The sequence below is a fragment of the Caballeronia grimmiae genome, from assembly GCF_022879615.1.
GTDB lineage: Bacteria > Pseudomonadota > Gammaproteobacteria > Burkholderiales > Burkholderiaceae > Caballeronia > Caballeronia grimmiae.
This window is the reverse complement of record NZ_CP084274.1, coordinates 501,248-516,881: the sequence shown is the minus strand read 5'-3', so window position 1 is coordinate 516,881 and position 15,634 is coordinate 501,248. Positions and strand designations below refer to the sequence as shown.

At 60.0% G+C, this 15,634-nt stretch carries 9 protein-coding genes; 7 read left to right on the top strand and 2 right to left on the bottom strand.

The features are described from left to right. The first annotated feature begins 25 nt into the window (after positions 1–25). From LDZ21_RS25660 to LDZ21_RS25650, 3 genes are all read left to right on the top strand, one after another. Positions 26–364 carry a hypothetical protein gene (locus LDZ21_RS25660; protein WP_244796928.1) on the top strand — a complete coding sequence of 113 codons (339 nt, stop codon included), beginning with the start codon at positions 26–28 and terminating at the stop codon, positions 362–364. 1,710 nt (positions 365–2,074) lie between these two features. Further along, the gene (locus LDZ21_RS25655; RefSeq protein WP_244796927.1) at positions 2,075–3,268 is read left to right on the top strand and encodes a glycosyltransferase; all 1,194 of its coding nucleotides are present in this window, start codon (positions 2,075–2,077) and stop codon (positions 3,266–3,268) included. A 31-nt stretch (positions 3,269–3,299) separates the two neighbouring features. After that, the gene (locus tag LDZ21_RS25650; RefSeq protein ID WP_244796926.1) at positions 3,300–4,694 is read left to right on the top strand and encodes a hypothetical protein; all 1,395 of its coding nucleotides are present in this window, start codon (positions 3,300–3,302) and stop codon (positions 4,692–4,694) included. A 24-nt stretch (positions 4,695–4,718) separates the two neighbouring features. Here LDZ21_RS25650 and LDZ21_RS25645 read toward each other — a convergent pair whose 3' ends face one another. Continuing rightward, positions 4,719–5,918 carry a glycosyltransferase family 4 protein gene (locus tag LDZ21_RS25645; protein WP_244796925.1) on the bottom strand — a complete coding sequence of 400 codons (1,200 nt, stop codon included), beginning with the start codon at positions 5,916–5,918 and terminating at the stop codon, positions 4,719–4,721. A gap of 837 nt (positions 5,919–6,755) precedes the next feature. Here LDZ21_RS25645 and LDZ21_RS25640 point away from each other — a divergent pair. The 4 genes from LDZ21_RS25640 to LDZ21_RS25625 all read left to right on the top strand — a co-directional run bounded on the left by LDZ21_RS25640 (position 6,756) and on the right by LDZ21_RS25625 (position 13,626). Continuing rightward, positions 6,756–7,832 carry a glycosyltransferase family 4 protein gene (locus tag LDZ21_RS25640; RefSeq protein WP_244796924.1) on the top strand — a complete coding sequence of 359 codons (1,077 nt, stop codon included), beginning with the start codon at positions 6,756–6,758 and terminating at the stop codon, positions 7,830–7,832. A gap of 369 nt (positions 7,833–8,201) precedes the next feature. After that, entirely contained in the window at positions 8,202–10,523 is a 2,322-nt protein-coding gene (locus LDZ21_RS25635) for a polysaccharide biosynthesis tyrosine autokinase (protein ID WP_244796923.1), read from the top strand. A 115-nt stretch (positions 10,524–10,638) separates the two neighbouring features. Continuing rightward, entirely contained in the window at positions 10,639–11,865 is a 1,227-nt protein-coding gene (locus tag LDZ21_RS25630; RefSeq protein WP_244796922.1) for a hypothetical protein, read from the top strand. A 42-nt stretch (positions 11,866–11,907) separates the two neighbouring features. Beyond that, positions 11,908–13,626: a cellulase family glycosylhydrolase gene (locus LDZ21_RS25625; RefSeq protein WP_244796921.1), complete on the top strand. Its 1,719-nt coding sequence runs from the start codon at positions 11,908–11,910 to the stop codon at positions 13,624–13,626. 97 nt (positions 13,627–13,723) lie between these two features. Here the strand turns inward: LDZ21_RS25625 and LDZ21_RS25620 are convergent, their stop codons facing one another. Then, the gene (locus LDZ21_RS25620; RefSeq protein ID WP_244796920.1) at positions 13,724–14,965 is read right to left on the bottom strand and encodes a glycosyl hydrolase; all 1,242 of its coding nucleotides are present in this window, start codon (positions 14,963–14,965) and stop codon (positions 13,724–13,726) included. Positions 14,966–15,634 lie beyond the last annotated feature (669 nt).

Genomic DNA, 15,634 nt, shown 5'->3' with positions numbered 1-15,634 from the left:
TTCGTTCGACGAAGGCGGCTATCTCATGCCGGAACAGATCACCAAATACCCGGACGTGACGCTTCGGGTCTTGAAAGGCGCCGGCGCGGCATGCGGCGACGGCGCGCCGCAAAAGATCCTCAAGCAATGCCCCGCTGACCGCTTCTGCTCGCTGCCTACCGGCGAAATATGCGTCTATGGTGTCGCTGAAATTCCCACTATGACGCAAATCGATACACGCGAGTTCGCCGCAGTCGTATCGCCACGCTTCACATTCGATAGAATCGAGGTTCTATCACTAAGCGGCCTAGGCGTCGTGCTTCTGCTGATAGGGTTAATACTGGGTTTCGCGGCCGGCAAATACTCAAGGAAGAGAGTGCCCTAGCTCTCGGTTCGTCATCCTGATTGATGAACGTCCAAGCGCACGACCCGATGCGTCAATGCGCTTCACCTCGACCCCGGTTCGGCGCACCCGCATGCGCGCCTTGAGCCGATGCACTGTTTTGTGCCCTCCCGGTGACAGCAGGTGAGTCGGGACTGGGCGTCGAGCTGCCCGTTGATGTCATCGCCGGCTTGGTCATTGACGGGACGATGACAGGGTCACGAGAGTATTCAACGCTTCCCGTCTTTACGTCTGACGATAGCGCGTGATTCCAGGCCACCGTTCGCTGTTGTGTCTTGCGGGGCCGATCCTTGCCACCACAAACGTCCCCTCTCCTGTGCGAACACGTGTGCGGCTTTGAGAAAGCGACGTATCGCCCTACGTGCTGCGTCGAGCTTCGTTTGTCTTTAGTACCCGCGTAAATACGCGATGTGTCTCGTCCCGTCTTGGTCGAGGGTAACGCCTTTGCTGAACGCTCACCTTCGGACGCTTGAGCCGACTTCACTGCATCCATAGCGCGGGGCACGCCCTGCGTTGATCGCGAGCCGCACCAGAACAGTCCAATCCCGAACGCCGCCGCGCCGTCAACGGTGCACGCCGGGGCTCCCCATGGAGCGGGCACGTTAAACGCTACTGACTGCGGCGATCCTTGATTTGGCTGCGAGCGGTCCCGCGGAATCGAGCTTGTTCGATCGCGCTGAAACGCTTGCGCCGCGTCACTGTCATTGGCGCGCGCTGCGTTTTTCACTGAAGAGACCGGCCATACGGCTCCTGTAGCACTCACGCCATCGTCTCTTGTCCCATGCACGCCATGTTGTGAAAACGCGCGCACTAATCCATAAGCGCTGACCATGATGCACAGGATCACCGCCAGGACAGCAGCACGATCTCTTGTGGTCGCAGTGGCGCCAACCGGCGGGAGCGCCGCCATATTGTGCCTATCGCCGATTGCCTCGAAAGAGGGCATGACCGCCTTTGCGATGCGTTCCGGGGACACGAGTGGTTCGTCGGCTCTTGTGAGCACGGCTCCGTGTCGATCGGCCCCGCAGTATGGACATGCGATATCGCCTGCCTGCGAGACGCTCTGGCAACGCGGGCAGATCACGGAGTAAAGCGACCGCAACTCTTCCTGCTGATCCATGGTCATACCCGTTGGAGCGCGAAAGCCCGGCAGCACTATTCTCACCTTTTACAAGCCGCGCTCGTGGTCGAGGCGCAGCGGCGGGACCGCTTCAACTGTTTTGTTAACGGCTGCGTTTGATGTTTCGTTCGACGTTAGCACACCGATGCACCGTTAGATAGCCAAAAAAACGCTCCCGGCCGGTACAATCGATAGCCCTGCGAACGATCGTGCAAGCGTTCGACGCAGGAAGACTGTAAGCTGAACACACGTGCGTTGCTTTGATACGACGTGTCGATTGTGGGAATGGCATCGCCGCGTGCATAGGTGGCCCCAATAATGCTCTTGCAGCACGCTTTTCCTGGTTTCGATGCACGTGCAAGATCGCGAGTGGCCACGCGAGACCTTTTTGAAACCATTACGCTCTAATATTTCTATTTTTTCTTGCCTAAGCTTCAGAGGCGTCGGTCAATGATGTTTCCCGGACATCGACAGCAAGCGGTCATTAAGGTCTTCATGCACAGACGAGTTCATCCACAACGACAGACAGGCCGTGAAGACGCGCATCAAGGCGCGCACAAAGGGAGAATGTCGTGAAGGTCGGAATCTATTGCGACTCGGGCATAAACGGCGGGCACGAAGAGATGCTCAAGCGCTTCATGCTTGCGCTCGTACAAAGCGCGGAGATCGATGCGTTGCACATCTTCGTGCCGAGAGACAATGCAGCGCTCTTTCGCTACGTGGTCGACCTTGCACGCGACCACCGCAAAGTACAGACGATTGCCCTTCCCTATACCGCAGAGTCCATTCGCGGCAATCTTTGGGCAATGCTTCGCATGTCGCGATCGACAGCGGCCATCTTGCGCGACTTTCGCCTGCATAAACTGCTGATCGCCCAGGGCACCATCGTCTCCGGCCTCGCGGGTCTTTTTGCCGCGCGCCTGTCGGGGACGCGAAGCGTGAGCTATCTGCCGCTCGTCGATGACAGTCCCAAGAGCACTCGTTTCATCGATAAAGTGAAGTGGCTCGCGAAGCGCGGCGTGTACCGCATGCCCAATGAGTACGTCACCTTGAACGAGCATCTGCGCGCCAAGCTGCGTCTGCTCGCACCACACGCGCGCACGATGATCCTCGAGAACTACGTCGATCCGCGCTTCGGCCATTCGACGCTGACTCGATCCGAGGCGCGTGCGAAGCTCGGCTTGCCCGATGACGGCACGAGGATCATCGCTCATATCGGACGCGTCGACTTCGAGCACAAGCGGCACGACTTCCTGCTCGAATCGATCGAACGTCATGCCGCTGCGTTTCAACGCACCATCGTGATCATCATTGGCGAAGGACCGGATTCCGCGCGTCTGGCGGCAATGGTGGAAGCAAGCCCCGTGTTGTCGGAATGCGTGCGTATATTAGGGCGCAAGACCGACGTGCTTCCCTATATCGTCGCAACCGATACGCTCGTGCTTCCCTCTGCATTTGAAGGCGTGCCGCTCGTCATGATCGAGTCGATACTGGCGGAGCGTCCGATTGTCGTGTCGCGCGTTTCGGGACTGGATGCGTACTTGCCGAACGCACTGCTCTTTCCGCCCGGCGATCACAACGCATTCGTCGAGCGCATCTTTGCGGCGCGCGAAGTACCGGTCGCGTCGATTGCGCAAGAGTTTCGCCGCCGCTTTTCGAGGGAAGTATTCGATGCACAGGCACAACGTGTGATGACGCTTCCTGCTCCGCCGGCGGACACATTCGATCCTGCCTCCGCACCGAGCCCGGACGTTCTGAAGAAGTAGCGTTGCCAGTTCAGCGTCTTGCACCGCATACGTGCAAGCGACTTTGCTCATAGTAAAAGCGTTTAATTTGAACTACTATGCTCCTTCCCTTTCAGAAGAGCCTCATGTCATGAGCCGAGTCGTTATCCTCAGTCTCGCGTCGTTGAGTGATGACGATAAGGAAGACGTCGCCTTGCCTGCGGAGGTCAAGAGCGAACTGGGGTCGGCTGTCGAACGGGTCATCATCTCGACGCGACACGCAACCACAGTGGAACTGCCGGACGACGCGGGCATGACAAGAAGACAAGCGGAAAGCGTCGGACGATCCGGTCACAGCGGTTTATCGGCAGTGGTCGTCAAGGTGGCGACGATGAACGGCCCGAACATCACACGCCGCATTCCGTTCATCGGACGTTTCGCTCAACATACGATCGACCTCGTACCTGACGATGTCCCCGACTGGCTCACGTGGGCGGCCGCGCATGTCGATCTGGCGGAAGCATCGCGCTTCTCCTTCAGTAGGACGCGTGCATATCAGGTTTGGGGAAGACTCTGGACGCAGCGCTTTGGTGCATGGCGGCCGGTCGAGCTCGTAAGCACGGAGCATCGATCGAATGACTATGCAAAGCAGTTCGAATTGATCACAGGCGAGCCTTCACTGTTGCAGATCGGCGGACCCGAACTTCCCGCGTGTTTCGTATCGCTTCCGACCGGTCACGTGAAGGTGCTGCTGACGCCGGGCTTGAACGCTCAGGCAGACGACTACCCGTTGAACATCGTTGTTTCGCGTGTCTCGGAAGGGCCTCGCAACGCATTGCTGTCTCTTCTGGCAATGGACGAGATGGTGCAAGCGCCACGCCTTGCCGAAGAACTGACTAATGGATTCGACTGGAACAGCGTGCGCGACGATCCGCTGATTGGGTGCGCGCTGGCCCATGCGGCCATCCGGCTCCGCGCACGAGACAGATTCACGCTTGCGGATGCAGTGGGGCTTTTTCAGAGCGCGCGGGGATCGGCCGACGCGGCCATCCTGTTAGCGAACCGTGAGCTTGCGGATAGCCCCTCCGATCTTTCGCGCGTCCTTCGCCTGCTGGATGTGGGCATCGGGCGCGCGCTGCCCGTGCTCGCGCAATCACTGACCGTTGCGTCCAATGCGCTCGATGTGCTTCGACGCCATGAGAGCGTGATTGACCAGAGGATGCTGATTGCTCTGACCGAGAAGTCGCGCATGTATCTTCGCGCGAGAGCCAACGCAGGCCCGTTTTTGTCCTTCTACGGACCCACGCCCGTCACCGCGCGGGAACGCTCCGAGACGGCGCGATCTGCGTCGACTGTTCAGGTGCCCGTGGCGGCGCGTACTGTCGGCGCGGCGCTTGCTGCGATAGCGACAGGCTTCAGGCCTGTCGCCGCCACGTCACTCATCGATACGGCAAAGACTGCCAGCTAGTCGATCAGCCTCGACCGAACGCCTTTACTCCAGAGGCTCGACCGATGCGACCGCAGCCTCATGCACCGCAACGTCACCATGCACGGGCCGCCGGTCGACCGCCGCTTCCGCCTGGAAACGCGCATAGCGCATTTCGATGAACGAAGTGAGCGACGCCTTGAAGATCTCGGTGGAAAAGCGCTCGGCATTCTCTCGGCACACGCGCGGATCGAACGCGTGCAGATTGCGCTCGAAGCGCGTGACCGCCTCATTCAGCGATGCCGGCGTCTGTTCCTTGAAGAACACGCCCGTGGGCCGCTCGCGCGGGATGCCGATCACCGTTTCCAGCGCACCGCCCCTGCCATAGGTGATGACAGGTGTGCCGCATGCCTGCGCCTCGATGATCGAAATGCCGAAGTCTTCCTCGGCTGCATAGACGAAGGCGCGCGCACGCTGAAGATGATCGCGCAAGACTTCAAACGACTGATAGCCGAGAATCGTTATGTTCGGGCCCGCGGCCGCGCGGACCTTGTGCATGTCCGGACCGTCGCCGATCACGACGAGACGCCGCTCGGGCGTCATCGAGAACGCCTTCACGATCATGTCGATGCGCTTGTACGGGACCATGCGCGACGCGGTCACATAGAAGTCTTCCTTCTGCGGCCGCATCGCAAATGCGCTGACATCGACCGGCGGATAAATGACCGTCGCGTCACGGCGATATGCTTTCTTGATGCGCCGTGCAATGAAATGCGAATTCGCGATCAGGTGATCGACACCGTTCGTCGAGCGTGCATCCCAGCCGCGAATGTAGTGCAGCAGGCCCCGCGCGAGCAATGATTTGAAGCCCTTCGAGAGCCCTGCTTCGGTCAGGTACTGATGCTGCAAGTCCCACGCATAGCGAATCGGCGAGTGCATATAGCTGATATGCAACTGATCCGGTCCGGTGATGACGCCCTTCGCGACTGCATACGAGCTCGATATCACGAGGTCATAGCCGGAAAGATCGAACTGCTCGATGGCCAGCGGCATCAGCGGCAAGTAGCTTCTATAGCGCTTCTTGGCTGAAGGCAGCTTCTGAATGAAAGACGTTTTGACCGGACGATTCCTGAGGCAGGTCCGGTCTTCCAGAAAGTCGACGAGGGTAAAGATGTCGGCGTTGGGGTAGCAGTCGATGATCTGCTGCAATACCTTCTCGGCTCCGCCGGTCACCACGAGCCAGTCGTGGACAATGGCAACTTTCACAGTCTCTCCTGATACATGGACGCTTCCGGATTGGAAGACTGTCAACGGTGTATTGAGTTGCAACGACAGCGCCGCTTGCGGCGAACAGAAGACGCAGTGCGACGCCGCCTGAATTACTGACGACTACCTTTCACCCGACTCCACATCCTCTCTGCGGTCTCGAAGAGCCACATCGACAGAGTCGCCAGGAAAAAGAGGCCCATTACCCGGACGATTTCGAGTGCGCGTGCGATGAGCCCGACGAACGAGTTCACACGCGTGACGAATGACATTGCTTGTTCCATACGTTCATATGTGTCGTTCCGGAGAAGGCACGGCACGGCGCTCGCGACTCTCCGTGCGACGACAACATTCGCACGCCTGATCCGAGGGTAACGACGCGGCATCGACAACTAGCACGCTTGATGCCAAGACGCGCAAGTGCGCGCCGGCTCGATGCGAAGACGAGCTTCAGGCGCCCGCATTGACGAGAGCAATCGCCCTTAATGGCGCGCTGCAAAGTCGACACTCTAAGCGAAGTGCTGAACTTCGGCAATGAAGCGCATTGCCACCGATATGAATAAAAACGATCGGTCGTCCGGGAGAGAACTGCTGTCCTCGAAGCTGGTCACAAGCAGTAAGTGACTGACATCGTTCAAATAGGTTCACGGATTCGAAGAAACGATCCTCAGGCGTCCGCTACCGCACACAAGCGCACTGAATGCGAATGACAAATCAATTCTTGTCTGATAGAAAGGCTCCTTCGTTCGTCTGCGTGTTGGCGCACGCCTGTCGATGCGAGGGCCGGCGTCCGCGTCATAGGCAGCATTGGCATTCGCAAAAAACCAAGGACACTCGATGGGCTTTGCAATCAACGGCAAGTTCGCCTCACAGCGCATTACCGGCGTGCAACGCGTGGCGTATGAATTGACGCGCGCCATGCAGTCACGCGCGTCATCGCCGACCGAACTCCCCGTGCTGGTGCCTCCCGACGCAACCGATCTCGGGTTGGCCGCGCGCACTACGCACATCGCGCGCAATCTCAAAGGAAATCTTTGGGAGCAGATCACGCTGCCGCTCGAATCGCGGCAGGACACGCTGATCAGTCTCTGCAATACCGGTCCGCTGTTCAAGCGCCGCCATCTGCTGATGATCCACGACATGGCCGTCTACGACGTGCCGCATGGGTTTTCGAAGAAGTTCGTGATGTGGTATCGGCTTAGATTTTCTGTTCTTCGCCGACAAGCAAACCTGATACTGACGGTGTCGCGGTTCTCGCGAGAGCGCATCTGCCATCACCTGCGCCTCGATGAATCGCGTGTCGAAGTCATCAGGCCCGGCGCCGATCACATGGACCGTGTCACGGCAGAGCCATCGATTCTTGAGAAACTCTCACTGAGCAAGGACAAGTACTGCATCCTCGTCGGCAGTCTCGATCCGCGCAAGAACCTGCAACGCGTGCTGGCCGCCACGAAGCTGCTTGGTCATCTCGACAAGGACTTCAAGTTCGTCATTGCCGGCGGCGCGAATCCGCGTGTGTTCGCCAATAGCGATTCCACTCCGCAGTCGTACTCCGACCGGGTGATCTGGGCGGGCTTCGTCAGCGATGGTGAACTGAAGGCGTTGTATAGCAGCGCGGCGTGCCTGGTATTTGCTTCTCTCTACGAAGGCTACGGATTGCCGCCGCTGGAAGCGATGTATTGCGGTTGTCCGGTGATCGTGTCGAAGGAAGCCTCGTTGCCCGAGGTATGCGGCGACGCGGCTATGTATTGCGATGCGACGTCGGTCGAAGACATCGCGGCGAAGATCGAATTGATGGCGACGAACGACGTGCTTCGCGAGCAGCATCGCCGCGCGGGGCTCGCCCATGCAGCGCAATTTCGCTGGGACGGCGCCGCAAAGAAACTCATGCAGATTCTACAAACGGCCCGTTGAGATTACACGTTCGCTTTTCTTGTTCAATGCAACATTGGCACTTGGATTAAAAGAGCGGGCGCGTCAAGGGCAACAATGCAACCAACTATTACTTATTGCCTGTGCTACGTCCCTTTATTCGGAGTGTGCGTTAGCGCACGTACCTTAATTTGACGAGGCTTGAAGGTAAGCAGTATTGCGACGGCTACGCGTTTTCCCGAGTTTTGTCTTTTTCGGGGGTTCCGTCCGGTGTTTCGACGTCCCAAACATCTCCTTCTTTAGCAAACGTTGGAATTTTTTACTAGCCGTGCGATTGCGGGATCGGTATTCCTTGCACCGCACGCCGCTGGTTTTTTGGACCGACATTCGAATCCATAAGGAAACTCTCTAATGAACACACCAGTTCTTGGGATCGATCCAGTCCCTGTGCGCAGCCGAGACGACGGGTTCTCCGCGAGCGACTTCTGGAAGCTCATCGTCGATAACGCTTGGCTCGTGGTGTCGATCATCATCGGCATCACGGCGCTGGCGACGGCTTACGCCTACCTCGCCACACCGATGTTCGCATCGGATGCGCTCATCAAGGTGGACTATCCGAACCCCAATGCGCTTGGCGTGAACAACACGCAAGGCCAGCAGCAGGTCGTTCCGTCGACGCTGCCGACCGACGCCGAGATTCAGATCATTCAAAGCCGCGCGGTGCTTCTGCCGGTCATCAAGAAGTATCACCAGGACGTGCTGGTTGCGCCGCGCGAGATGCCGCTCGCCGGCCGCGTCTCGGAACTGTTGGCTACGCCTGGCCAGCCTTCTGCGCCCGTGCTTGGTTTCAGTTCGTTTGCATGGGGCGGCGAAGAAGTGAACGTCAGCCAGCTCGACGTGCCCCCGCGCCTCGAAAACAGAAAGCTCATGCTGCGCGTGCTGCCGCAAGGCGCATACGAGCTGGTCGATCCCGACGGCAATTCCATCCTGCACGGCACCGTAGGCCGCGCAGTGAACGCCGACGGCATCTCGGTGATGATTGACAAACTCGTCGCTCGTCCCGGCACTGAGTTCAACGTCACGCGCTTCAGCGAATATCAGGCTGTGACGCGTTTCGCCAAGAACCTGAAGGTGATGGAATCGACGAAGGACTCGGGCGTCGTTCAAGTGCTGTATGAGAACGAAGATCCCCGTCTCGCGCAGGAAATCACGAATGCGATCGCACAGACGTATATTGCGGCGCATGTCGATCAGCATCGCGAAGAAGCGAGCGTCACGCGCAACTTCATACTGGGCGAACTGCCGCGGCTCGAGCGCGAGCTGCAACGCGCCGAGAGCGAGTTGACCAACTATCGCCGCTCGTCCAACTCGATGCAGCCGGGAACGGAAGCGACCTCGTACCTGCAAGGCAGCCTCGACATCGAACGGCAAATCGCTTCGCTGCAGATGCAGCGCACGCAGACGGCGGCCCGTTTTGCACCGAACACGCGTGAAGTGCGCACGATCGACGAGCAACTCGCCACGCTCAGGGCGCAAAAGCAGGCGTTCGATCAGCGCTTCGGCCAGTTGCCGGGCTCCGAACGCAAGCTGATGGACCTGACGCGCGATTCGAAGGTCGCGGAAGACATCTATGTCGCGATGCGCCAGAAAGCGAGCGAGCTTGCAGTCACGCGCGCCGGCACCATCGGCAACGTGCATCTGATCGACTCGGCGATCTATCCGACGGACCCGTCGAAGCCGAAGCGTCCGCTCGTCATCGCTGGCGGCGCGGCTGCAGGTGTAGTCCTAAGTATTCTGTTCGTGTTCTTCCGCGATCAACTCTCGCGCAGCGTGAAGAGCCCGCACTCGGTCGAAAGCCGCCTGAGCCTGCCGGTGTTCGGCGCGGTCAGCTTCAGCCCGATTCAGGCGCGTCTCGATCGTCCTTCGAAGGCATCGCTTCTGCCTGGCAAGAGCCGGCCGGGTGCCTTGACGAGCGACCCGTCGCGCCGCGTATTGAGCGACGAGCGCGATGCGCAAGGACTTTCCTCCGATGACGTGGGTCATCACCCGCTCTCCGCGCTCGGCGATCGCGACATGGCCGTTGAAGCGTTGCGCGCGGTGCATGCATCGCTGATGCTGGATATCGGCCCGGCGCCGAACAACGTGCTCGCCGTGGTGGGCGCTACACCGGGCACCGGCAAGACCTTCGTCGCGTCGAACCTCGCCGTGCTTCATGCGCAAACCGGCAAGAACGTGCTGCTGATCGACGGCGACATGCGACGCGGCCGCATCGCTTCGATCTTCGGGCAACACGGCGGCAACGGCTTCGCGGAAGTGCTCGCGAGCAAGATCCAGATCGATCAGGCGATTCGCCAAACGGATGTGCCGGGTCTCTCGCTGATGACCTCGGGCCGCTTCCCGGCGAACCCGTCGAAGATGCTGTCGACGCCGCGTCTGCCTTTGATCCTCGATCTGCTGCAACAGCGTTACGACCTCGTCATCATCGATACGCCCGCCGTGCTCGCTGTCAGCGACGCCAACCTGATCGCCGCGAACGCGGGGTCGTCGGTGGTCGTCGTGCGGCCGAGCGCCCAAAGCGAAGGCGAGTTGCAGGAAGCCATCAAGCGCCTCGATTTGACGGGCGCACGTATCGCGGGCGTGATCTTCAATGCGGTTCCCAAGCGCCGCAGCGAGAAACGCACGTATGCGTACGCGAGCGCCTACATGTCCAACGTGACGACGGAAGAGGACTAAGCTCATCGTCACCTTTGGACAAGACTGCCGGAACGCCGCCGATTCACCGGCGCGCGGTCCCGCCAAAGGCGTCATAACAATTCGAGTCGATGGACGCTAGCGTCCGGAGAGACCCATGTACGCACGCACCATCTCGATGTTGTTCTACATGTTCTTTACCTGCGTGATTCTCAATCCGCAGGTGGGGGGCTTCACGGTTTACTTCTATCTTTTCATTCCGTTCTTCGATCCCGGTTTCACGCGTTTTCTGACGAGCACCGTGCGTCGCTGGAGCGGGCCGCTCGCGGTCGCGGTTGCGGTCAGTCTCATCGGATCGCCGACGGTGGCCGTGCGCGTGATTTCGCTCGCGATATGCATCGGCTATCTGCTGTACTCGAAGCAGCGGCGCATCTTCTATCTGCACGTGTGGATGCTGATCAACATCGGGTTCGCCGCGCTGCAGTTCGTGCTGTACTACGTGAACCGCGATCTCGCGATGGCGCTGGGTCCGCGCGCGCTCGGACAGATGATCTGGGGTTCGTATGCGACAGCCGCCTATACGAACTTCTTCGAAGTGTTCTACTTTGCGCGCGTCTCCGGCTTGTCGCGTGAAGCGGGTTTCTTCTCGTCGCTGCTGGTTGCATCGCTGGTCGTCTATCTCGCGACGAGCGAGCGCATCGACAAGCGGGTGGTGGCGCTCTACGTGTTCGGCCTGATCATCAGCTTCTCGAAGTCCTCGATGCTGTTGTTTTTGTTCGCTGCGCTCTACCCTTTCCGCAAGCCGCTGCGCGCAGCGCATCCGCTCGTCGTGTTCTGCGCGTTTGCAGTCTCGATCACGGCGCTGTCGGTCTTCATGGGGAACCACAACTTCTTCGGTTCGGAGACGTTCGGGCATCGCTTCGGCGGCTATCCGTTCATGGTCGAAGCCAAGCTCGAAGATCTCATTTCCGGCATTAGCGCCCCTGAGATTCTCAAGCACTACCGCTATCTGCCTTATATCCGCCTCATCGAAGCGGACATGATGGTGGCGGGCGTGCCGTTCGCGGGTCTGCCGGCGTCCGTCGCGGACATGGGTCTCTTCAGCGCGCTTCTGTTGTTCGGCGTGGTGGCGTTCACCGCATCGGATGGCTTCGTTCTGTTGCTGTTCCTGCTGATATCGTCGACCGTCAGCATCACGACGGTCACGTCGTTCGTGCCGCTCGGCTACCTGCTTCTGTACTGGCCGCGTTTCCAGGCCTATATCGCGGAGCAACGGCTCGCGGCATGGCACAAGGGACCGCGCAGCGCAATCACGCGTGCGCGGCGCTTTTCGCCGCCGCGCACGCCTCGCGCGCGCGCGATGCGTGTCGTAGAAGGCGAATGACCCGCCGAACCATCCACAGGTACGCAGTCCGAAGGAGTTTCAATGCAAGTGCCTCGCACGATGCGGGCCGTGTCGCGCGGCCCGCGTCACGCCCGCTCCGTTTACACCCGATCGATTCGTCCGCGCCTCATTGCATCGGCCACGCTGATGCTCGCGGCGCAGTTCGCAGGACTCGCCTTCACCAGCGATGCGTTCGCCGCCAGCGCGTTGACCGTATCGAATGCCCCTGGCACGCTCATTAGCGACGATGCCGGCAGCAAGCGCATCACGTTCAAGCTCGCGCCGGGAAGCGCATCGGAAGGTGCGCAGGTCGTCGCGACGCTGTATCGCTATGACGACAACGCCGAGCTTTCACAGACGCCAGTCGATACTTACCGCGCGTCGGCATCGAATAGCAAAGGGGGCGCGCAAGTGGCGGTGAACGTGTCCTTGCCCGGTCCCGGCCTGTATGTTCTCGATGCGAAACTCGTATCCGCGAGCGGCGGGGAAGGCGAATCGGTCAAGGTGAGTCTCGCCGCGCTTGCATCGGGCAACGGCACCTTCAAGGACGCGGGCGTCGCCACGCATTTCGGCCAGCGCAAGGGCAACCCGGCGACGGTGCTTTCACTCATCAAGCGCGCGGGCTTCACCTGGATACGCGACGAACTGTACTGGAGCGAAGTCGAGAAGACGCCGGGCAAGTTTCAGTTCGGGCGCAACGAAAACGACTACGGCGGATACGTGCGTCAGGCGGCGAAGATGAACATCAAGCCGCTGATCGTGCTCGATTACGGCAACGCTCGCGCCTACCCTGCTCTCTTCAGGGGACCGCAAGGCTTTCCGCGAACGGATCAGGAGCGCGATCTTTTCGTGCGCTATGCGCAGAAGGTCGTCGGCTTCTATGGCGACGACGTGAAGACGTGGGAAATCTGGAACGAGCCCGCGTTTTCGCGCATCGGCTACGACAACTACGTTGCGCTGCTGAAGCCTGTTTACACCGCGATCAAGAAGGTCAGCCCCGATGCAAACGTCGTGTCATGCGGCGGAGGCGGCGCGGGCGGCGGGCCGGGTGGCGACTGCATCGCGCAGATCGTCAAAGCCGGTGCGCTCGAGTATCAGGACGGTTTCAGTATCCATCCGTACATGTCGCCCTACGATCCCGATCACGGCTACAGCGCGCAAGGATCGCCGCTGCCGCGCGTGAACGTGCCGACGGTATGGCCGCATCTCCGTGACATGACGAAGTCCCATCCGCGGCCGGACATCGGGCGGCTCAAGGTGTACATCACCGAGATCGGCTGGCCGTCGAGCCCGGCGGCAGCGGGTCTCTCGGAGCAGAAGCAGGCCGCCTACGCGGCCCGCACGTTCCTGCTCTCGCGGCGTTTCAACGCGGTGGAAACCGTCATGTGGTACGACTTCGTCGACGACGGTGTAAAGCCGGCCGACAAGGAAGCGAACTTCGGCCTCGTGCGGCTCGATCTCACGCCGAAGCCCGCGTACGTCGCCGTGACGACGCTCATGCGCAACATCGGCTCGCGTGCATGGGACCGCGCGCTCGTCGATAACGGCGATACGAAGGTCTTCCAGTATGGCGGCGATGACCGCGTGATCGTCGGCTGGCGAAGCGATGTGGACGCGGACCCGGTGCCGACGTCAGTGCCGGTTCCGCCGGGCACGTACAAGCAGATCGACTGGCAAGGGGCGACGTCGACGCTGACGGTCAAGGAAGGCTTCCAGTGGAAACTGGGGGCGCTGCCCAAGTATCTGATCCCGGCGAAGTAACGAAGCGATAAAGCACCGCGATTCACGCACGCATAAAAAAACGCTCCGACTCGCGAAGAGTCAGAGCGTTCAAAGCCCGTGCTGTCGAAGCGTCCGCTTAAACCGGGTTCGCCTTGATGAAGTTCTTGAAGTTGTTGTACGACGCGCGCTTCGTCACGCCATCGCCCGCGATCAGGCCGTAGTTGTCGTCGATGACCGCGTACATCATGATCGATTCGATGTTGTACTTGTCCTTGAGCGACCGGTATTGAGCCAGCGCCTTCGGGATGTATGCGGACTGTTGGTCCGCGGTGTCCTTCTGAGCATTCCAGCCCCACTCGGTCAACCAGATCGGTACACCGAACGAATCCTTGAGCGCCTGGAGCACGTCGTAGCACTTGCTGTTCTGCCAGCCGCACAGCATGTCGCCCGAGCTTTCGTACCAGTGATAGCAGGTGAAGTCCCAGCGAATCGACGCCGCGCCGCTCGCGCCATTCGTGGTGCCGTTCGGCGAGACGCCGTTCCACAGCATCTGCAATGCGCGATACGAGAGCGGAATGCCGGTGCCCACGCCGACCTTGATCGACGGATCGATTGCGCGCACGCCATCGATCATGCCGCGCAGCACGCCACGCAGCGACGGCCATGCCGAGGCGCTCCAGTTTGCCGCGCTGCTGCCGTCGCCGCTTATCTTGAGCGGAACGTCGAGTTCGTTGCCGCATTCGATGTGCGACACGAGGCCCTTGAGCTGCGTCGTCGCGCCCGTCGCAAGGTTGTAGCCGAGCGTGTAGGCCGACGACTCGCTGAGCGACGTATTCCAGCCGCACGAAAGCGGGTTCAGAACCGGCAGGATCGACACGCCGCTGCCCTTGAAGGCGCCGGTGAGCGCGGCTGCAATCGTCTTCGCCATGCCGGAATCGGCGACGTCGGCACGGTAGTTGGTCACGCCGAGATCCTTGAGGATCGCGAGCTGCGCCGCCGCCGACATCGTCTTGTAGATGCCCGAGCCGTAAGCGAGGTGACCGTTGATGCCGTAGAACTTCGAACCGGAAGTCGCTGCTGCCGCCGACGCCACGCCGCGCGGGTCCGTGGTACCGACGTTCTGCCACGTGCTGCCGTTCTTGAACCACGTGCCGGCGGAGTTCTTCGCGTAGATCGCGCCGTTGTAATAGAGGATGGTGGTGAGCGCCGCGGGCGAACCGGTCGCTACCCCAGCGCCGTTGCGATTCACGCGGCCACCGACGAGCGTCCACACGGCGCCTGAGCTATCGGTGATGGAGGCTGCGGGCGGGATGACGGTACCGCTTGCCGAGGCGCTCTTTGCGACGGCCTGAGCGTTGACGACGCTATCCGCAGACATTGCTTCGCTACCGCCGCCGCATGCGGCCAACGCGGCACTCCCGGCGCTCGCCATCATCAGAGACAGGAAGCCTCTACGCGAAACGGGAGCGTTCTCGCGGTTGAGCACGGGAAACAAGGAATTTTCGTCTTGCGATCGGGTGGGCTGGTTCGAAGGCACGGGAATTTATTCATGTCTGCGTTAAGGAGACCGGAGTATAAAGTCCTAAAACTCCCTAAGACGTTTCTGAATGTAACAGGAAGGCAGAAAAGTAATCGCTTGCTTTATTCATACCGTAGGCGGGAAATCCTCCTGCAAACGTTTGCAGAGCCGGAACAAACGTTCGCGTTATTTAAGACGAATGACAGTGAATCGGTCAATATTGGTCCGGTTTCGAAAGATGCGAATCATTTCGTACGTCAAAAGTACCTGAAATATGCGCGAAACGCGGTTAGTCGCTCGACCGATCGTTAGGTTCGCGAAACGGCTCGGTCGATTGAATACGCGGGAAAACACCGGGCTAACGCTTACTGGGCTTAGGATCGGGAGATTTGACTGAGCGTCTCAACGATGAGCGATAACGTTCCACAGGCAGTTTTTTCCGATGCAAAAGACGAAGACGGAAGAGGTGAAACAGCGTTAACCCTTGTCGAGCCGCCCTTGACAGGTCTAGAGAAGTCCGGCGAGCGG